At 58.8% G+C, this 18,729-nt stretch carries 19 protein-coding genes, 4 tRNA genes and 1 pseudogene; 11 read left to right on the plus strand and 13 right to left on the minus strand.

Annotated features, from left to right (window positions below; genetic code table 11):
• Position 1: 1 nt before the first annotated feature.
• Entirely contained in the window at positions 2–355 is a 354-nt protein-coding gene (locus ACWKV5_RS21815) for a BON domain-containing protein (RefSeq protein ID WP_483842948.1), read from the minus strand.
• Between the two features lie 312 nt (positions 356–667).
• Positions 668–1,090, minus strand: a complete 423-nt coding sequence (locus tag ACWKV5_RS21820) for a pilin (protein WP_483842949.1) — start codon at positions 1,088–1,090, stop codon at positions 668–670.
• 225 nt (positions 1,091–1,315) lie between these two features.
• Between ACWKV5_RS21820 and pilB the strand changes: the two genes are divergently transcribed.
• From pilB to yacG, 5 genes are read left to right on the plus strand one after another with little or no spacing between them, the layout of a single operon-like run.
• Positions 1,316–3,016, plus strand: coding sequence for a type IV-A pilus assembly ATPase PilB (gene pilB / locus ACWKV5_RS21825; protein ID WP_483842950.1), 1,701 nt, complete (start codon positions 1,316–1,318; stop codon positions 3,014–3,016).
• A gap of 2 nt (positions 3,017–3,018) precedes the next feature.
• The gene (locus ACWKV5_RS21830; RefSeq protein WP_483842951.1) at positions 3,019–4,236 is read left to right on the plus strand and encodes a type II secretion system F family protein; all 1,218 of its coding nucleotides are present in this window, start codon (positions 3,019–3,021) and stop codon (positions 4,234–4,236) included.
• A gap of 1 nt (position 4,237) precedes the next feature.
• Entirely contained in the window at positions 4,238–5,110 is an 873-nt protein-coding gene (locus ACWKV5_RS21835; protein WP_483842952.1) for a prepilin peptidase, read from the plus strand.
• Entirely contained in the window at positions 5,107–5,730 is a 624-nt protein-coding gene (coaE, locus tag ACWKV5_RS21840; protein WP_483842953.1) for a dephospho-CoA kinase, read from the plus strand. The genes ACWKV5_RS21835 and coaE overlap by 4 nt, the downstream gene beginning before the upstream one ends.
• Positions 5,727–5,927 carry a DNA gyrase inhibitor YacG gene (gene yacG, locus ACWKV5_RS21845; protein WP_094470598.1) on the plus strand — a complete coding sequence of 67 codons (201 nt, stop codon included), beginning with the start codon at positions 5,727–5,729 and terminating at the stop codon, positions 5,925–5,927. The genes coaE and yacG overlap by 4 nt, the downstream gene beginning before the upstream one ends.
• A gap of 3 nt (positions 5,928–5,930) precedes the next feature.
• On the opposite strand, the gene ACWKV5_RS21850 is transcribed toward yacG, so the two are convergent.
• Positions 5,931–6,146, minus strand: coding sequence for a hypothetical protein (locus tag ACWKV5_RS21850; RefSeq protein ID WP_027924171.1), 216 nt, complete (start codon positions 6,144–6,146; stop codon positions 5,931–5,933).
• Between the two features lie 63 nt (positions 6,147–6,209).
• Positions 6,210–6,899 carry an energy-coupling factor ABC transporter permease gene (locus ACWKV5_RS21855; RefSeq protein WP_483842954.1) on the minus strand — a complete coding sequence of 230 codons (690 nt, stop codon included), beginning with the start codon at positions 6,897–6,899 and terminating at the stop codon, positions 6,210–6,212.
• A gap of 138 nt (positions 6,900–7,037) precedes the next feature.
• Between ACWKV5_RS21855 and ACWKV5_RS21860 the strand changes: the two genes are divergently transcribed.
• The 5 genes from ACWKV5_RS21860 (at position 7,038) to ACWKV5_RS21880 (ending at position 10,490) form a co-directional block, all read left to right on the plus strand.
• Positions 7,038–7,664, plus strand: coding sequence for a DUF1780 domain-containing protein (locus tag ACWKV5_RS21860; RefSeq protein WP_007942303.1), 627 nt, complete (start codon positions 7,038–7,040; stop codon positions 7,662–7,664).
• Positions 7,661–8,188 (plus strand): MOSC domain-containing protein, encoded by a 528-nt coding sequence (locus tag ACWKV5_RS21865; protein WP_483842955.1) that lies wholly within the window; start codon positions 7,661–7,663, stop codon positions 8,186–8,188. Before ACWKV5_RS21860 ends, ACWKV5_RS21865 begins: the two co-directional genes overlap by 4 nt.
• A 50-nt stretch (positions 8,189–8,238) precedes the next feature.
• A complete protein-coding gene (locus tag ACWKV5_RS21870) occupies positions 8,239–8,412 on the plus strand; it encodes a DUF3094 domain-containing protein (protein WP_032833555.1) in 174 nt (57 codons plus the stop codon).
• A 60-nt stretch (positions 8,413–8,472) separates the two neighbouring features.
• The gene (locus ACWKV5_RS21875) at positions 8,473–9,771 is read left to right on the plus strand and encodes an NAD(P)/FAD-dependent oxidoreductase (protein WP_483842956.1); all 1,299 of its coding nucleotides are present in this window, start codon (positions 8,473–8,475) and stop codon (positions 9,769–9,771) included.
• A 320-nt stretch (positions 9,772–10,091) separates the two neighbouring features.
• A complete protein-coding gene (locus tag ACWKV5_RS21880; RefSeq protein WP_027924177.1) occupies positions 10,092–10,490 on the plus strand; it encodes an HvfA family oxazolone/thioamide-modified RiPP metallophore in 399 nt (132 codons plus the stop codon).
• A gap of 63 nt (positions 10,491–10,553) precedes the next feature.
• Here the strand turns inward: ACWKV5_RS21880 and ACWKV5_RS21885 are convergent, their stop codons facing one another.
• The 9 genes and pseudogenes from ACWKV5_RS21885 to rluD all read right to left on the minus strand — a co-directional run bounded on the left by ACWKV5_RS21885 (position 10,554) and on the right by rluD (position 17,458).
• Positions 10,554–11,417, minus strand: coding sequence for a methyl-accepting chemotaxis protein (locus tag ACWKV5_RS21885; RefSeq protein WP_483843066.1), 864 nt, complete (start codon positions 11,415–11,417; stop codon positions 10,554–10,556).
• A pseudogene (locus ACWKV5_RS21890) lies at positions 11,409–12,179 on the minus strand (MCP four helix bundle domain-containing protein); the annotation flags it as partial. The pseudogene ACWKV5_RS21890 and the gene ACWKV5_RS21885, both read right to left, overlap by 9 nt.
• 185 nt (positions 12,180–12,364) lie before the next feature.
• Positions 12,365–12,441: transfer RNA gene (locus ACWKV5_RS21895), tRNA-Pro, on the minus strand.
• A 96-nt stretch (positions 12,442–12,537) separates the two neighbouring features.
• Positions 12,538–12,613 (minus strand) — tRNA-Lys (locus tag ACWKV5_RS21900).
• A 5-nt stretch (positions 12,614–12,618) separates the two neighbouring features.
• Positions 12,619–12,695, minus strand: a tRNA-Pro gene (locus tag ACWKV5_RS21905).
• Positions 12,696–12,704: 9 nt separating this feature from the next.
• Positions 12,705–12,780 (minus strand) — tRNA-Asn (locus ACWKV5_RS21910).
• A 298-nt stretch (positions 12,781–13,078) separates the two neighbouring features.
• Entirely contained in the window at positions 13,079–15,643 is a 2,565-nt protein-coding gene (gene clpB, locus ACWKV5_RS21915) for an ATP-dependent chaperone ClpB (RefSeq protein ID WP_483842957.1), read from the minus strand.
• A gap of 130 nt (positions 15,644–15,773) precedes the next feature.
• Positions 15,774–16,499, minus strand: a complete 726-nt coding sequence (pgeF, locus tag ACWKV5_RS21920; RefSeq protein ID WP_483842958.1) for a peptidoglycan editing factor PgeF — start codon at positions 16,497–16,499, stop codon at positions 15,774–15,776.
• On the minus strand, positions 16,496–17,458 hold the full coding sequence (gene rluD / locus ACWKV5_RS21925; RefSeq protein WP_007942311.1) for a 23S rRNA pseudouridine(1911/1915/1917) synthase RluD: 963 nt from the start codon (positions 17,456–17,458) through the stop codon (positions 16,496–16,498). The genes pgeF and rluD overlap by 4 nt, the downstream gene beginning before the upstream one ends.
• Positions 17,459–17,609: 151 nt before the next feature.
• Here rluD and ACWKV5_RS21930 point away from each other — a divergent pair, with 151 nt between their 5' ends.
• Complete coding sequence (locus ACWKV5_RS21930) at positions 17,610–18,632, plus strand: outer membrane protein assembly factor BamD (RefSeq protein WP_310270753.1); 1,023 nt, start codon at positions 17,610–17,612, stop codon at positions 18,630–18,632.
• Positions 18,633–18,729: the final 97 nt, after the last annotated feature.

Genomic DNA, 18,729 nt, shown 5'->3' on the forward strand with positions numbered 1-18,729 from the left:
CTTACTCGGCTTTCAGGCCGTCAGCGGAGACCGCTTTGACGCCTTTGATTTTCTTGGTGATCGCCACGGCGGTGGCTTTCTGGGAATCAGTCACTGCAACAGTGGACGACAGCGACACAACACCTTTGTTGGTTTCGACTTTGATGTCGGTACCAGGAATGCCTTTTTCAGTCAGCAGATCACTTTTGACTTTGGTGGTGATCCAGGTGTCGGAAGTAGCTTCCTCAGCCTTGGTCACTTCACCAGCAGCCAAGGTCATCGGCGCTTGAGTGGTGGTGGTCTGTGCGAATGCTACGTTGGCCATGGTCAGGGTCAGCGCGGTAGCAGTAGCGGCAGCGATAGCGAACTTCTTCATACGAGTAACTCCTGTTTTTCTAGAAAGTCTGCTGGTTGTCTTTTCAGCAGGGTTACTGGGTATAGTGCGAACGCTGTGCCAACTTTGAGACAACCAGTAAATCGTTATAAAACAACAACTTATAAATTCAGCTCATTTTCGAAATCATGCAAAATGCATGACCCGGGAAATCTCTGCATGCAACATGCGGGTTTTCACAAAGTTCCTAACACGCTGAATTTTTTGGCTTTTTTTCTGTGTCTGGAAGACATTCGCAAGCAAAAAAAGCCCCGCGTCCTTTGGACACGGGGCTGCGCTGGAAGTCAGCCTTTATTAAGTAGCGGAACCCGTGCAACCTTTAGGCACGTAGTCCTGTTGAGCGGTGCTGGCGCACGACCAACCAGTGGTCGCATCGCGGGTCAACGTAATGGTCTTGCTCAGCACTGGCGCCGGTGCATTCAGAATCGTGCACACAATCGTGCCCGCGCCTGTGGACGCCGTGCCGGTCACTGCGACCGTGCAATTGCTGGTCGTGGCATTACCGGCCGGCGCCACGTTGGCAACCGTCGGCGCAGTGCCTTGGTTGATCACATCTTCATATGGCACCTTCATCGCGGAAATCTCGGCCAGACCTGCCGTTACTTTCGCCCGCGCCTGATATTTGGAATACATCGGCAACGCAAACGTCGCCAGAATCCCGATGATCGCCACCACGATCAGCAGTTCGATCAGGGTAAAACCTTTCTGAGTCTTCATAGACAAGCTCCATGCATGAGTCGGAATCTCATGATCTGAAAGAGCTCCAGCACAGCCCGTGCCAAGCGCTACAGCCCCTGCTGGCGGGGCGCCGGGGCGATCAAAAGACCTTTCCTACACCCAGCAACCGCACTATCTGACGCTTTTTGTCACCTCAACGCCGCTGGTTGGGCTCGGGTCCTTGACTAGGCTATAAGTCATGAACTGTCTGCGTCCGGTATCCCAATGAATGACATCGCCCTTAGCGGTCTGGCCAAGCAATTGGTCCTGGCCGAGCTGCTCACTGACAAAAGCGCGCAACAGGCGTATCAGCAAGCCCAACGCAATAAAATCTCCCTGGTCAGTTACCTGGTGCAGAACAAACTGGTGAAGAGTCGCCAGATCGCCGAGATCGCCTCGGAGCATTTCGGCATGGCGCTGCTCGACCTCAATGGCCTGGACAAGGAAACCCAGCCCAAGGGACTGGTCAGCGAAAAACTGATCCGCCAGCACCACGCCCTGCCCCTCTGGCGGCGCGGCAACAAGTTGTTCGTAGGTATCTCCGACCCGACCAATCATCAGGCGATCAATGACATCCAGTTCAGCACCGGGCTGAACACCGAAGCCATTCTGGTGGAGGACGACAAACTCAGCGAGGCCATCGAGAAGTTCTTCGACAGCCACGCCAGCGGCCTGGAAGACATGGCGGACGTTGACCTCGATGGGTTGGACATCGAGTCGGTCGACGACAGTAAAAATGACGCCATCGCCGGGCAGGATGCCGATGACGCGCCCGTGGTGCGGTTCGTCCACAAAATGCTGCTCGACGCGATCAAGAGCGGCTCGTCCGACCTGCATTTCGAGCCCTACGAAAAAACCTACCGCGTGCGGATGCGCACCGACGGCATGTTGCGCGAAGTGGCCAAGCCCCCTATCCAGTTGGCCAGCCGCATTGCGGCGCGGCTTAAAGTCATGGCCAGCCTGGACATCTCCGAGCGACGCAAACCTCAGGATGGGCGGATCAAGATGCGCCTGTCCAAAAGCAAGTCCATCGACTTTCGGGTCAATACCCTGCCGACCTTGTGGGGCGAAAAAGTGGTGATCCGCATCCTCGACCCGGCCAGCGCGCAAATGGGCATCGACGCGCTCGGCTACGAACCCGACCAGAAAGACCTGTACATGGCCGCCCTGAAGCAGCCACAGGGGATGATTCTGGTCACCGGGCCCACCGGCTCGGGCAAGACTGTGTCGCTCTACACTGGCCTGAATATTCTCAACACCGTGGACATCAACATTTCCACCGCCGAAGACCCGGTGGAGATCAACATGGAAGGCATCAACCAGGTCAACGTCAATCCCAAGCAAGGGCTGGATTTCGCCCAGGCACTGCGTTCGTTCCTGCGCCAGGACCCGGACGTGATCATGGTCGGCGAAATCCGCGACCTCGAAACTGCCGAAATCGCCATCAAGGCCGCCCAGACCGGACACCTGGTGCTGTCCACCCTGCACACCAACAGCGCCGCCGAAACCCTGACCCGTTTGCACAACATGGGCATTCAGGGCTTCAACATCGCCACCTCGGTCACCCTGATCATCGCCCAGCGCCTGGCGCGTAAATTGTGCAGCCATTGCAAGCGACCCATCGAGATCCCCCGCGAAACGCTGCTCAAGGAAGGCTTCCCCGAGGAACGCATTGGCACATTCACGATCTATGAACCGGTCGGTTGCGATCAGTGCAACGGCGGCTACAAAGGGCGAGTCGGGATTTATGAAGTGGTGAAGAACACACCGGACCTGCAACGCCTGATCATGGCCGAAGGCAATTCGCTGGAAATCGACAGCCAGATGCGCAAGGACGGTTTCAACGACTTGCGCACCTCGGGCCTGATCAAGGCCATGCACGGCCTCACCAGCCTTGAAGAAATCAACCGGGTCACCAAGGACTGAACATGGCGGTCAAAGCAGCAAAAATCAGCGTCTATGCCTGGGAAGGCACAGATCGCAAAGGCACGAAAATGACCGGCGAGTTGAGCGGCCAGAACCCGGCGTTGATCAAGGCCCAACTGCGCAAGCAAGGCATCAACCCCGGCAAGGTGCGCAAGAAATCCGCGTCGTTTTTCAACCTCGGCAAACGCATCAAGGCTCAGGACATTGCCCTGTTCACCCGGCAGATGGCGACCATGATGAAAGCCGGCGTACCGCTGCTGCAGTCGTTCGACATCATCGGCGAAGGCTTCGATAACCCGGCCATGCGCAAGCTGGTGGACGAGGTGAAACAGGAAGTCGCGGCGGGTAACAGCTTCGCCGCGTCCCTGCGCAAGAAGCCGCAGTATTTCGATGAGCTCTACTGCAACCTGGTGGACGCCGGCGAGCAGGCCGGTGCCCTCGATACCCTGTTGGAACGGGTCGCGACCTACAAGGAAAAGAGTGAAAGCCTCAAGGCCAAGATCAAGAAAGCCATGACCTACCCGCTGGCCGTGGTCTTCGTCGCGATCATTGTCACCGGGATTTTGCTGGTCAAGGTCGTGCCGCAGTTCGAGTCGGTGTTCAAGGGCTTTGGTGCTGAACTGCCGGCGTTTACGGTGATGGTCATCGGCCTGTCGGAATTCATGCAGCAGTGGTGGTGGGCAATGCTCGGCGGGTTGTTCGCGGGCATTTTCGGCGTGCGTCACGCCTTCAGGACATCCCCGGGGTTTCGCGACTGGCTCGACACCTGGCTGTTGAAACTGCCGCTGATTGGCACGCTGATGTACAAGTCTGCCGTGGCCCGCTACGCCCGCACGCTGTCGACCACCTTCGCCGCCGGCGTGCCTCTGGTCGAAGCGCTGGATTCAGTGGCCGGCGCCACTGGCAACATCGTGTTCAAGCGTGCGGTGCTGCGTATCAAGCAGGACGTGTCGACCGGCATGCAGCTGAATTTCTCCATGCGCACCTCCGGCATCTTTCCCAACATGGCGATTCAGATGACGGCCATTGGCGAAGAGTCCGGCGCGCTGGACGACATGCTCGACAAGGTCGCGAGTTTCTACGAAGACGAAGTGGACAACATGGTCGATAACCTCACCAGCCTGATGGAGCCATTCATCATGGTCGTGCTCGGTGTTATCGTCGGAGGCCTTGTGGTTGCGATGTACTTGCCCATCTTCCAACTCGGCTCAGCGATCTGACATGCCATTGACTCAAATCCTCACGGTTTACCCGGCGTTCTTCGTGGTCTTCGCCTTGGCGGTGGGCCTGGTGGTGGGCAGTTTTCTCAATGTGGTGGTCTGGCGCTTGCCGAAAATGCTCCAGCGCGAATGGCGGCTGCAAGCCCATCACGTGCTGGGCGTGCCGCCCGAAGTGCCGGGCCCGACCTACAACTTGATGCTGCCCCACTCCCACTGCCCGCACTGCGACCATCGAATACGCGCGTGGGAAAACATCCCGGTGCTCAGCTACCTGTTTTTACGCGGTCGCTGCTCCAGCTGCGCCGCACCGATCAGCAAGCGCTATCCGCTGACCGAGCTGGCCTGCGGCCTGCTCTCGGGGTTTATCGCCTGGCATTTCGGTTTTGGTTGGCCGGCATGCACGGTGTTGATCCTGACCTGGGGTTTGCTGGCGATGAGCCTGATCGACGCCGAGCACCAACTGCTGCCAGATGTGCTGGTATTACCGCTGCTGTGGTTGGGTTTGATCATCAACAGCTTCGGCGTTTTCGTCTCACTGCATGAAGCGCTCTGGGGGGCTGTGGCCGGGTACATGGCGTTGTGGTCGGTGTACTGGCTGTTCAAGTTGATCACCGGCAAAGACGGGATCGGCCACGGTGATTTCAAATTATTGGCCATGCTCGGTGCCTGGGGCGGCTGGCAGATTTTGCCCCTGACGATCCTGCTGTCATCGCTGGTAGGCGCCATTCTCGGGGTGATTTTGTTGCGTCTGCGCGACGCGAAAACCTCGTCGCCAATCCCCTTTGGCCCCTATCTGGCGATTGCCGGCTGGATTGCCTTGCTCTGGGGTGGTCAAATAACCGACTTCTATTGGCAGTTTGTCGGTTTGAAATGAATACCCCTGTGGAAAAACCCTGGATTCTCGGCCTGACCGGCGGCATCGGCAGCGGCAAAAGCGCGGCGGCCCAACACTTCATCGACCTCGGCATTCACGTCGTCGACGCTGATCACGCGGCGCGCTGGGTGGTGGAACCGGGGCGCCCGGCGCTGGCCGCCATCGCCGAGCACTTCGGACCCGGCGTGTTGCAAGCCGATGGGCAACTGGACCGCGCCGCTCTTCGAAAATTGATTTTTGAAGTGCCGCAGGAACGCCTGTGGCTCGAAGGCCTGCTGCATCCGTTGATCGGTGAAGAAATCGCACACAATCTGGCGAAGGCACAATCGCCTTACGCGATTCTGGTTTCGCCACTGCTGATCGAGTCCGGGCAGTACTCCATGACCCATCGGGTTTTGGTGATCGATGCCCCGCAACAGTTACAAATCGAACGCACCTTGCAGCGTGACCAGACCAGCGAGCAACAGGTCCAGGCGATCCTCAAGGCCCAGTCCAGCCGCGAGGACCGTGTGAGCCATGCCGACGATGTGGTGGTCAACGACCGCGACCTCGCCTGGCTGCACAGCGAGGTCGAACGCCTGCATCACTTTTACCTTACTTTGCGTGGAGGCCAGTCATGAGCCAGACCCCAACCGTCAATTGCCCAACCTGTGGCGCCCCTGTTGAATGGAGTGCCGACAGCACCTTCCGGCCGTTCTGCTCGGATCGCTGCAAACTGATCGACCTGGGCGCCTGGGCATCGGAAGAACACAAGATTCCGGTCAGCCCGGACGCTGAAGACGAAATGTTCAGCGAAGACTTCGAACCGCGCCACTGAGGTTCAGGGCCGCATAAAACCGTAGTCCTGGTCGTCATCGAGGTTTTCCGCGAGAAAGCGCAACTCGTCGGCCAGGTCCTCGATACTGCGCACCGCCTTGCTTTGTTGCACCACTGCGCTGAGCAAGGCGCGCAGGCTCAACCCCGGGTCAAACCCCACCTCCTGCGCCCCATCCAGACTCTGACGCAGCTCCTGTCTTGCCCATTCGTACACACTCATGCCCATGCTCCTCAAGGTTTGCTCGAGCATGAGTTCGCCGGCGTTTAGTTGATTTGATGTGGATCAAGACTTCGGATCGTCGTCTTTCCAGGGAGCCGACAGGTAGCGTGTGCGGTTGAACGTCTCCAGCCATTCCGGACAAAACACCACCAGCGCGCTGACGATCATGCCGTTGATGAACGCTTCCGGAAAAATCAGCAGCCACAGATAGCCGATAAAGTCTTCCAGCCAATATGGCATGACAAAAATTTCGTCGTACCACAGCACCCACAGCGCCAGCAGCAGGCACAACAACGCCGACAGCGCGGCGGCAAAAAAGCCCGAACAGAAGATATACACAAAGGGATTTCGCGGTTGCGCGCGCTCTACCAGGATGGCGACGCACTCGGTGACCAGCACTGGCAACAAGATCAGCAGCGCCCCGTTCACCCCCACGGCGATCAGGTCCTGACGTCCGAGCAGCACCAGCCCGAGCTGCGCAATCAAGCCGCCGACGATTGCCAGCGGCCAGTCCAGCAGCAAGGTCACGGCGGTCATGCCGATGAAGTGATAAGACACGCCAGTATCGAAATCCCGCCGCACCAGCCACAGCATGAACAGCGCGAACACCGTGCCGAACAGCAAATGCTGGCGCCGACTGTCGGTGAACAACTCAACCCATGGCGCACGCCAGATCGCCCAGAGCAGCACGGGCGCATAGATCAGCCAGCCGACCGTCAGCGTTTCAGGTGACAGCAACTCTGCGCCAATCATGTGGGCAACCCCTTGAACTCCACCGCAGACTCCTTGTGTGATAACGGCTCTGTGCCCAGCAGTCTACACCGGCACAAAAGTCGCTCTAGCCGATGCAAAGCTTTCTGCTTGTCGCATTTGAACGCTAAGCTTGGGCCTATGGATGACTCAGATTACTTACGCCTGCTGACCATCGCGGCCGAGCAAGCCAACGCGTTCCTCTCCAATGCCCGCAAATGGGAGCGTGAGCGTTGGGTGTGCCAGCGCCTGCTGCAAGGCCTGAACATTCCCTACCGCGCCGACGAATTCGCCCCGGCCGGCGAGCCGCCGGACGTGTTGTTTCGCGAGGCGAATTTCGAAGTGTTCTTCGTGCTCGATGAGGGCCGGCGCCTGAACGACGAATGGCGCGACGAGCTACAACGTCGGCGCAGCGCGTTTTCCCTGAGCCAGTTGGTGCGACGCGAAGCCAAACCCAAACGCATTCCCGCTAATGAGTTTTTGCTGCGACTGGCGCCGACCTTGCGCAAAAAAGCGCACAACTACAAAGAACGCGGCATGGACCTGGGGGAGCTCGACATCATCGCCTTCGCCAGCCTCAAGCGCGAAGTGCTGGACCTCAACAGTCACTTTCCGCCGCCCACCGAATATTTGCGCCAGGGCTGGCGTTCGTTGTCGCTGGTCGGCCCGACATTCGCCCGAGTGCTGTTCGCGCACCCGGATGCCCCGGATTTCCTGCGCAGTAACCTGGGGCGCAGCATCGTCTTCGATGTCGGTATCAGCCTGTGAGCCCATTGCAGGAATTGATCGCACACGTCCCGCAAACCGGCCGTGTCCGCTGGATCGGTGTGCGCCCCGAACCTCACATACCGATGATCGAGCTGGATGCCGTGGAAGCACGACTCGAGGCCGGTTTGACTGGCGATCGAGCCCGTCCCGGCGTGCGTAATGCACGGCAGGTGACATTGATTCAATGGGAACACTTGGCCGTCATCAGTTCGCTGATGGGCCGCCCGGACGATCAACCGGTTTTACCTAATGATTTGCGGCGCAACCTCGTTATCAGCGGTATCAACCTGTTCAGCCTCAAGGGCCGGCGCTTCCGGATCGGCCAGGCGATTTTCGAAACCACCGGTTGGTGCCAGCCTTGCGCGCGCCTGCAGAACAACCTCGGCCCCGGGACTTTTCAGGCTGTGCGCGGCCATGGCGGAATCACCGCCCGGGTGATACAAAGTGGAATCATTCGACTGGACGACACGGTGAGCGTCGAGCCCATCCCGGACAGCGGCTATGCTCCGTTCAACGTGCGTTAAATCCGCCTGTAGCTTCTACACATTCAGCAACGTCTACTGACGAGGCCTTTATGACCAGCCGCCTGAACCCCGACGACCAAAAGCATGTCGAAGAGTACCTGCACTTGTCCCAGCACCAAGTCGAGCGCCGGCCTTTCCGGCCGTGGATGCTCCTGGTGGTGGTGTTGGCAGTGACCATAGGCCTGGGCCTGTTGAGCCGATTTATCAGTTATCTGACGCTATGAGCTGCCTTGCGCTCGCTCGGATAACCGTACCGATTTCTTTTAGCCTTGCGAGTTATCCCCATGTCCCATCGTATTGTTATTGTCGGCGGCGGCGCCGGCGGTCTGGAGTTGGCTACCCGTCTGGGTAAGACTCTGGGCAAGCGTGGCACGGCCAGTGTGATGCTGGTCGACGCGAACCTGACCCACATCTGGAAACCGCTGCTGCACGAAGTGGCGGCCGGGTCGCTGAACTCTTCCGAAGACGAACTCAACTATGTTGCCCAAGCCAAATGGAACCACTTCGAGTTCCAGCTGGGGCGCATGAGCGGGCTCGATCGCACGCAGAAAAAAATCCAGCTGGCCGCCACTTACGACGAAGCAGGCCTGGAATTGGTGCCGGCCCGTGAAGTGGGTTACGACTCGCTGGTGATCTCGGTCGGCAGCACCACCAACGATTTCGGCACCCAGGGCGCGGCTCAGCATTGCCTGTTCCTCGACACCCGCAAACAGGCCGAGCGTTTCCACCAGCAACTGCTCAACCATTATCTGCGTGCCCATGCCGGGCAGACCGACAAGGTCGAACAGATCAGCGTGGCCATCGTCGGCGCCGGTGCCACCGGTGTTGAACTGGCCGCCGAGCTGCACAACGCGGCGCATGAATTGGCCGCTTACGGTCTTGACCGGATCAAACCGGAAAACATGCACATTACCTTGATCGAAGCCGGTCCTCGGGTATTGCCGGCCCTGCCGGAACGTATTGGCGGGCCTGTGCATAAAACCCTGGAGAAACTCGGGGTCAACGTCATGACCAATGCGGCGGTCAGTGAAGTGACGGCCGATAGCCTGATCACCGCCGATGGCCAAGTGATCAACGCTAGCCTGAAGGTCTGGGCTGCGGGGATTCGTGCACCGGGCTTCCTCAAGGATATCGATGGCCTGGAAACCAACCGCATCAACCAGCTACAAGTGCTGCCGACCCTGCAAACCACCCGCGACGAGAACATCTTCGCGTTCGGCGATTGCGCGGCCTGCCCGCAACCGGGTACCGATCGCAATGTGCCGCCGCGCGCTCAGGCGGCGCATCAGCAGGCGTCGTTGCTGGCCAAATCGCTGAAGCTGCGGATCGAAGGCAAGGCGTTGCCGGAGTACAAGTACACCGATTACGGCTCGTTGATCTCGCTGTCGCGTTTTTCGGCTGTGGGTAACTTGATGGGTAACCTGACGGGCAGCGTGATGCTGGAAGGCTGGCTGGCACGGATGTTTTACGTGTCGCTGTACCGCATGCACCAGATGGCGCTGTATGGCGCGTTCCGTACGGCGATGCTGATGCTGGGCAGCAAAATCGGGCGCGGGACTGAGCCGCGACTCAAATTGCACTGATACACATCCCCTGTGGGAGCGAGCCTGCTCGCGAAGAGGCCATTACATTCAACCTCTATGTTGACTGTTACACCGCTTTCGCGAGCAGGCTCGCTCCCACATTTGTTATTCAGTGCCCTGTAAATCTGTGTCTCACTGTATCCCGCCCCGCGTTTCGCCCCTTCGCTTACAAACTCCCCCCTTGCGCGACACAGTAGCGATACACCCATCCCGCTAAATGGCCACACCCGAGCAAGGCAACCCGCCCGCTTCGGTTGTCGCCGCACTTACGTGGCAACCCTTTATCAAGTGGTTGTGTCGTGCAACCCAGGAGAATTGAAATGTCCCGTACTACCAAAAACACTATCGGTCTGCTTGGCGCTGTTCTGGCAGGCGGCATGATGTTGACCGGCTCTGTATTCGCTTCGCAGCCGCTGACTCAAGGTTATCTGCTGGCCTCGGCTGAACAGGTGGTGAAAACCCCTGAAGGCAAATGTGGCGAAGGCAAGTGTGGCGATGCGTCGATGGCCAAGACCGACACTGATGGCGACGGCAAGGTCTCCCGCGCTGAATTCCAGGCTGTCGCGCCGAAGTCCAACTTCGACAAGATCGACACCAACCACGATGGCTTCATCGACGAGCAAGAAGCGTTCGATAACGTGAAAGCCAACTACGAAGCCAACGGCAAGAAAATGCCAAAAGGTTTGTTCGAACACCTGAAAGACCAAGACGGCGCCTAAGCCTCTGAGCACCACGCCCCGCTTTCTCCACCGAGAAGCGGGGCTTTTTTTCGTCTGGCGAATTTACACCTGGAAGCGCTGCACCATGGTGCTCAACGAATTGGCCAGGCGTGAGAGCTCATGGCTGGAGGCACTGGTCTGATTGGCCCCGGCAGCGGAGCGCACGGACAGGTCGCGAATGTTCACCAGATTGCGGTCCACTTCTCGCGCCACCTGGGCTTGTTCTTCAGCCGCGCTGGCGATCACCAGATTGCGTTCATGGATCTGGTGAACCGAGTCCGTGATCGTCTGCAACGCCTCGCCTGCACGCTCGGCCAAGGCCAGAGTCGTCGCTGCGCGAGTTGAGCTCGCCTGCATCGAATCCAGCGCCTGGGTCGAGCCACTGCGCATGCCTTGCACCATTTGTTCGATTTCCTGTGTCGATTGCTGCGTGCGATAAGCCAGTGCGCGAACTTCATCAGCCACCACCGCAAATCCTCGACCGCTTTCCCCGGCGCGTGCCGCTTCGATGGCCGCATTAAGTGCCAGCAGATTGGTCTGCTCGGCAATCGCGCGAATCACATCCAGCACCTTGCCAATGTCTTGCGACTGGTTGGCCAAGGACTGCACCAGACCTCCCGTCACTTGCACATCACTGGCCAGCGCACCGATGGCCGTGACCGTTTCGCTGACGCGCGCCTGACCGGCATGGGCGGATTCGCTGGATTGTCGCGTAGCGTCGGACGTCGACACCGCATTGCGAGCAACCTCCTCCACTGCCGTGGTCATTTCGTTGACGGCGGTGGCGGCCTGTTCGATCTCGTTGTTCTGTTGCTGAAGGTTCTGCGTGCTGTCGAGGGTGACCGCGTTCAACTCGTCCGCTGCCGTGGCCAGTTGCGCCGCCGAGCCGCTGATGCCTTGCAAGGTTTCGCGCAGGTTCTGCTGCATGGTCGCCAGCGCCTTGAGCAAGCGGCTGACTTCGTCGTTGCCATGGGTTTCGATCGGACGCGTGAGGTCGCCACGGGCCACGTTTTCCGCAGCCTGCAACGCTTCGCTCAAGGGTTTGACGATGCTGCGGGTCAGCAGCATGGCCAGGCCGACGGTGGCCAGTGCCGCCAACGCGATGAACAGGCTGACGATCATTCGCGAGGTGTCGTAATGCACGGCGGATTTCTCGCTTTCAGCGGCGACTTGCCTGGCGAACAGGTCTGCCAGGTCATTGAGCTGTTTGCCGGAGCCATCGACCACGGTTTTCATGTCGATCAGCAGCAGTTTGGTCAGCTCGTCACGGCGACCTTGTTCCGCGAGGGAAAACGATTGGGCAATACCGGAACGGTAAGCCGCGAAGGTGGTTTTGAACTGGTCATACAACGCCTTGCCTTCGGCAGTGTTTACCAGCTTGTCGTACGCGGCGATCCGATCGCTGAGTTCCTTGTCCCGGGTATCCATCTGGCTGCGGTATTGAGGAATGTTCTTGGGGTCCTGATCCAGGGCCATGCGCAGGGAAATGGTGCGGATGCGCAGCATGAGCTCGCGGATCTCGTCGCCACCGCGAATGCTCGGCAACCATTGCTTCTCCACCGCCACCTCACTCTCGCGAATGCTCGACATCTGCCCCAGCGCAAACACGCCGAGCAAGGCGACCAACACGGCAATCAGGGCAAACCCCAAGGCCGCCCGAGGAGCAATATTCAACTGACGAAGCAACATAACGAACGCCCTTTTCTTGTAATGGCCTGGATAAGGGGCGTGTGTCGGCAGAACCCCGTCGCTTCGCTATCGGCAAGTTGTACGATGACTTGAAGGGAATCGCATTTTCGGTAAACAAAAAGCGGTAGATAAAAAGCGGCAGACAAAAAAAATCCCCGTATCTTTCGATACGAGGATTTTTAATATGGTCGGGGTAAGGGGATTCGAACTCCTGACATCCTGCTCCCAAAGCAGGCGCGCTACCGGACTGCGCTATACCCCGGTAAAAAAAAGGCGACCTTTACAAGTCGCCTTCTTCGATCAGGACTTTTGGCCTCTGATCTTAAGATCTGATCCCAGCGTTAACTGGTTTCAAAAATGGTGGGTCGTGTGGGATTCGAACCTACGACCAATTGGTTAAAAGCCAACTGCTCTACCAACTGAGCTAACGACCCAAAAATGGTCGGGGTAAGGGGATTCGAACTCCTGACATCCTGCTCCCAAAGCAGGCGCGCTACCGGACTGCGCTATACCCCGGTTTGAAATTGGCTCCGTGACCAGGACTCGAACCTGGGACCCAATGATTAACAGTCATTTGCTCTACCGACTGAGCTATCACGGAACTACATATTTCAATTTACAACGGTGAAGCTTTTGCGTTCTCTTCGACCCGTTCGCATCGCTGCGTTCGTGTGTCTGAGGCGCGCTATTCTACAATCTTCAGCACCTCTGTCAACCCCCTAAATTGCTTTCAAGTTAATGATTTGCAACTTATTTTGGATTCCTGCTTGGGGAGCGGAAACCCTGGCGGGTGACTGACTGCGGGGCGCACTTTACAAGCCTTTTCCTTAGAGTTCAACAGCCTGGCGAAAAAAAGGCCTCGCAATGCGAGGCCTCGTCAGTTTTGTTGCCTGGATGGGTCAGACGAATACGATTTCGTCGTTTTCCACCACACCCTTGGCGGTATCGCCGGGCAAGAAACGACCCGACAGAATCAACTGAGCCAGCGGGTTCTCGATCCAGCGCTGAATCGCTCGTTTGAGCGGACGTGCGCCGTACACCGGGTCGTAACCCACCGCGATCAGCTTATCCATGGCCTCAGGACTCAGCTCCAGTTTCAGCTCACGCTCGGTCAGGCGACTGCGCAGGCGACCCAACTGGATCTCGGTAATGCCCGCGATCTGATCCCGCGCCAATGGCTCGAAGATCACCACTTCGTCGACCCTGTTGATGAACTCCGGCCGGAAGTGGGTGGAAATCGCATCCATCACCGCCGCGCGCTGTGCCTCACGATCACCGACCAGTTCCTGGATCTGCACCGAGCCCAGGTTGGACGTCATGACGATCACGGTGTTCTTGAAATCCACCGTGCGGCCATGGCTGTCGGTCAGGCGGCCATCTTCCAGCACTTGCAGCAAGATGTTGAACACATCCGGGTGGGCCTTCTCGACCTCGTCCAGGAGGATCACCGAGTAAGGCTTGCGACGCACCGCCTCGGTCAGGTAACCGCCCTCTTCATAGCCCACATAGCCTGGTGGCGCACCAATCAGCCGGGCCACGGAATGTTTTTCCATGAACTCGGACATGTCGATCCGCACCATCGCCTCTTCAGTATCAAAGAGGAACTCGGCGAGTGCCTTGCACAGCTCGGTTTTACCGACACCGGTCGGGCCGAGGAACATGAACGAACCGCTCGGGCGATTCGGGTCGGACAACCCGGCCCGCGAACGGCGCACCGCGTTGGAAACCGCGATCACCGCTTCGTCCTGGCCGATCACACGCTGGTGCAACAGGCTTTCCATCTTCATCAGCTTGTCGCGCTCGCCTTCGAGCATTTTCGACACGGGGATGCCGGTCCACTTCGACACGACTTCAGCGATTTCTTCCTCAGTCACCTTGCTGCGCAGCAACTGGTTCTCGCTTTTACCGTGCTGGTCGACCATTTGCAGGCTGCGCTCCAGGTCCGGGATTACCCCGTATTGCAGCTCGGCCATGCGGTTCAGGTCGCCTTTACGGCGCGCGGCTTCCAGTTCCTGACGGGACTGTTCGATTTTCTGCTGGATCTGCGCAGAACCCTGGACTTCGGCTTTTTCCGAATTCCAGATTTCTTCGAGGTCCGAATACTCACGTTCGAGGCGGACGATTTCTTCCTGGAGTTTTTCCAGGCGCTTGATCGCCGCTTCATCGCTTTCTTTCTTCAGCGCCTGGGATTCCACCTTCAACTGAATCAGGCGACGTTCCAGACGGTCGAGCACTTCCGGCTTGGAGTCGATCTCCATGCGGATGCGGCTGGCCGCTTCGTCGATCAGGTCGATGGCCTTGTCCGGCAACTGACGGTCCGTGATGTAGCGATGACTGAGTTTGGCCGCGGCAATGATCGCGCCGTCGGTGATCGCCACCTTGTGGTGAACCTCGTAACGTTCTTTGAGGCCACGCAGAATCGCGATGGTGTCCTCTTCACTCGGCTCGTCCACCAACACTTTCTGGAAGCGCCGCTCGAGGGCCGCGTCCTTCTCTATATATTGGCGGTACTCGTTGAGCGTGGTCGCGCCGACGCAATGCAGCTCGCCGCGCGCCAGCGCAGGCTTGAGCATGTTGCCCGCATCCATCGAACCTTCGCCTTTACCGGCGCCGACCATGGTGTGCAGTTCGTCGATGAACAGAATGATCTGACCTTCCTGCTTCGACAGCTCGTTGAGCAGCGATTTCAGGCGCTCTTCAAACTCACCGCGATACTTGGCACCGGCGATCAGCGCACCCATATCGAGGGACAGCAGGCGCTTGCCTTTCAGGCCGTCCGGCACTTCGCCGTTGATGATGCGCTGGGCCAGGCCTTCGGCGATGGCGGTTTTACCCACGCCAGGCTCACCGATCAGCACCGGGTTGTTCTTGGTACGGCGTTGCAGGACCTGAATGGTCCGGCGAATTTCGTCGTCACGGCCGATCACCGGATCGAGCTTGCCTTCTTCGGCGCGCTTGGTCAGGTCGACGGTGTATTTATCCAGCGCCTGGCGCGACTCTTCGTGGTTGGCATCGTTGACCGCTTCGCCACCACGCAGGTTGTTGATCGCGTTTTCCAGGGCCTTCTTGCTCACGCCCTGCCCCAGCAACAATTTGCCGAGCTTGCTGTTCTCGTCCATGGCGGCGAGCAGCACGAGTTCGCTGGAGATGAACTGGTCGCCCTTCTGCTGGGCCAGGCGATCAGCCTGATTGAGCAGACGCGCCAGATCCTGCGACATGTTCACGTCGCCGGTCGGGTTCTGGATTTTCGGCAGCTGGTCGAGCTCTTTGGTCAGCTCTTTACGCAGGCTGTTGACGTCGAAACCGACCTGCATCAGCAGGGGTTTGATCGAACCACCCTGCTGTTCGAGCATGGCCTGCATCAAGTGTGCCGGCTCGATGCCGGGATGGTCGAGGCCGACAGCCAGGGATTGGGCGTCGGAGAGTGCTAACTGCAATTTGCTGGTTAAACGATCTATACGCATGGGTCACCTTCCTTTTGAGCAGGCCGGACCTATAAAACATCCTGAATGAAGAAACCTGCCAGATACCGTTATAGATGCGGTCGATTCTGGGAGTTTCAAGCGTCGATCAGTTGATGCAGATCAGGGAAGTCTAGCGTTCCAACCAGACAAGGGAGGCAAACCGACCGGTGCGTGGACTGCGGCGGTAAGAAAAGAAGCGCGGATCGGTCACGGTGCAGAAACCGCCACCGTAAACAGCCGTGACACCACGAGCTGCGAGGCGCAAACGCGCCAGCTCGTAGATATCGGCCATGAACTTGCCGGCGTTTTGACTTGGCTCGAAAGCTTTCGCGGTTTCAGGCAATTGCTCGACAAAGGTTTCGCGCACTTCCGGGCCGACTTCAAAGGCTTTGGGGCCAATGGCCGGGCCGAGCCAGACCCGCACGTCTGCGGGCGGGACGTCCAGACTGTCGAGCGTCGCTTCCAGCACACCCGCCGCCAGCCCGCGCCAGCCGGCATGGGCGGCCGCAACGCGCGTGCCGGCACGGTCGCAGAACAGCGCCGGCAAACAGTCAGCGGTCATTGAAGCGCAGGCAATACCGGGCGTGGCTGTCCAACTGGCGTCAGCAGTGACGACCTGGCCTGGGTCCGCGTGGGCCACGGCAATGCCGTGAACCTGTTGCAGCCAGGCCGGTTGAATAGAGAAATGATCGGTGAGACGACGGCGATTTTCGGCCACAGCTTCGGGGCTGTCGTCGACGTGATCGCCTAGATTGAGGCTGTCGAACGGCGCCAGACTGACGCCGCCCGCACGGGTGGTCACGCAGGCTTTCACCCCGGCAGGCGCAGGCCAGTCGGGAATCAGCCAGTCACTCATCCGATGAACGCCTCACGGTCTTGCTTGAGCAGAGTCAGCAACCAGACGAAATCGTCCGGCAGTGGCGATTCCCAGCTCATGCGTTTACCGGTGGTCGGGTGATCCAGCTCCAGGAACCGCGCATGCAGGGCCTGACGCGGGAACGCCTTCAACGACTCGACCATGGTCACACTGGCTGCCGGCGGGATACGGAAGCGACCGCCGTAGGCAGGGTCTCCGACCAACGGGTAGTTGATGTGGGCCATGTGCACACGAATCTGGTGGGTACGACCGGTTTCCAGCTTCACCCGCACGTGAGTGTGGGAGCGGAAACGCTCAAGCACGCGGTAGTGGCTGACGGCTTGCTTGCCGCCTTCCATCACCGCCATGCGCTGGCGTTGCTGGCCGTGACGACCGATCGGCGCGTTGATCTTGCCGCCTGCCGTCACCACGCCGATCACGATGCATTCGTAGATCCGGCTTACGCTGCGGCTCTGCAATTGCGTGACAAGCTGTGTCTGCGCCTGAATGGTCTTGGCCACCACCATCAGACCGGTGGTGTCCTTGTCCAGGCGATGCACGATACCGGCGCGGGGCACATTGATAATGTCCGGCACGTGGTGCAGCAAGGCGTTGAGCAAGGTGCCATCAGCGTGGCCGGCAGCCGGATGCACCACCAGACCCGCAGGTTTGTTGATCACCAGGATGTCGTCGTCTTCATAGACGATGTCCAGTTCGATGTCTTGAGCGATCCATTCGCCCTGAGCTTCCTGCTCGGCGGTCAGTTCAAGAATGGCGCCACCGTGAACGATGTCTCGCGGGCGGATAACCGCCCCATCCACAGTCAGGCGGCCGTCTTTGATCCAGGCGGAAAGGCGCGAGCGCGAGTGCTCAGCGAATAATTGTGCGGCGACTTGATCGAGGCGTTGGCCGCCCAATTCGGACGGCACCTCTGCGCGAAGTTCAATTTTATCGGACATGCTCAGACTAGGCGTCGGCACAGCCTTTGGTTTCGGCTGCGCGCTTGTGGTTAAATACGGCGTCTTTTGCCCCGAGGCTATTCAACGGGGCGCTCATCATAACAGGACGGCCCCGCCCAAGACAGCGGCCGTCATAGGGACGCAAGCCGCCATGCAAGTGAAACACCTGCTGCTGATCGCCATCCTCGCATTGACCGCTGCTTGCTCATCGAAGGAAGTCGTAGACGAAAACCTTAGCGAAGTCGAGCTGTACCAGCAGGCTCAGAACGATCTGGACAATAGTAGCTATACCAGCGCCATTGCCAAGTTGAAGGCTCTGGAATCGCGCTATCCGTTCGGTCGCTACGCTGATCAGGCTCAACTCGAGCTCATTTACGCCAACTACAAGAACACCGAGCCTGAAGCCGCCAAGTCTGCTGCCGAGCGTTTCATTCGCTTGCACCCACAGCATCCGAACGTGGACTACGCCTACTATCTGAAAGGTTTGACATCTTTCGACCAGGACGTCGGCCTGCTGGCGCGCTTCCTGCCGCTGGACATGACCAAGCGTGACCCGGGTGCCGCTCGCGACTCCTACAACGAGTTCGCCCAGCTGACCAGCCGCTTCCCCAACAGCCGCTACTCGCCGGATGCCAAGCAGCGCATGATTTACCTGCGCAACCTGCTGGCCTCCTACGAGATTCACGTTGCCGACTACTACCTGACCCGTCAGGCCTATGTCGCCGCCGCGAACCGTGGCCGTTACGTGGTGGAAAACTTCCAGGAAACCCCGTCCGTCGGTGACGGCCTGGCGGTCATGACTGAAGCCTACCAGCGTCTGCACCTGGACGAATTGGCAGCCACCAGCCTCGAAACCCTGAAGCTCAACTACCCGAACCACCCAAGCCTGGTGGACGGTCAGTTCCAGCCTTCGGTTGCCGAAGCCGACAACCGTTCGTGGTTGAGCAAGGCCACCCTGGGCCTGATCGAATCCCGTCCGCCGCTGCCGCCGGGTGAAACCCGCGCCAACCAGGACGTGCAGAAGCAGTTCCAGGATGCCAAGGACGCGATTCCGAGCGAGCTCAAGCCTAAAGATGGCAATGGCGACGCCGTCGAAGAAGAGCAACACGAGTCCGAAGGCAACAACAGCGACCGTTCGTGGTTCAGCTACATGACCTTTGGCGTGTTCGACTGACACCTCAGGTTGTACAAAAAGGAGCCTCGCGAGGCTCCTTTTTTGTGGGCGTGATGATTACGCTGTGCGCTCGGCATGACCTTGGCTAAACTGCTGA

The sequence above is a fragment of the Pseudomonas oplopanacis genome (assembly GCF_057128725.1).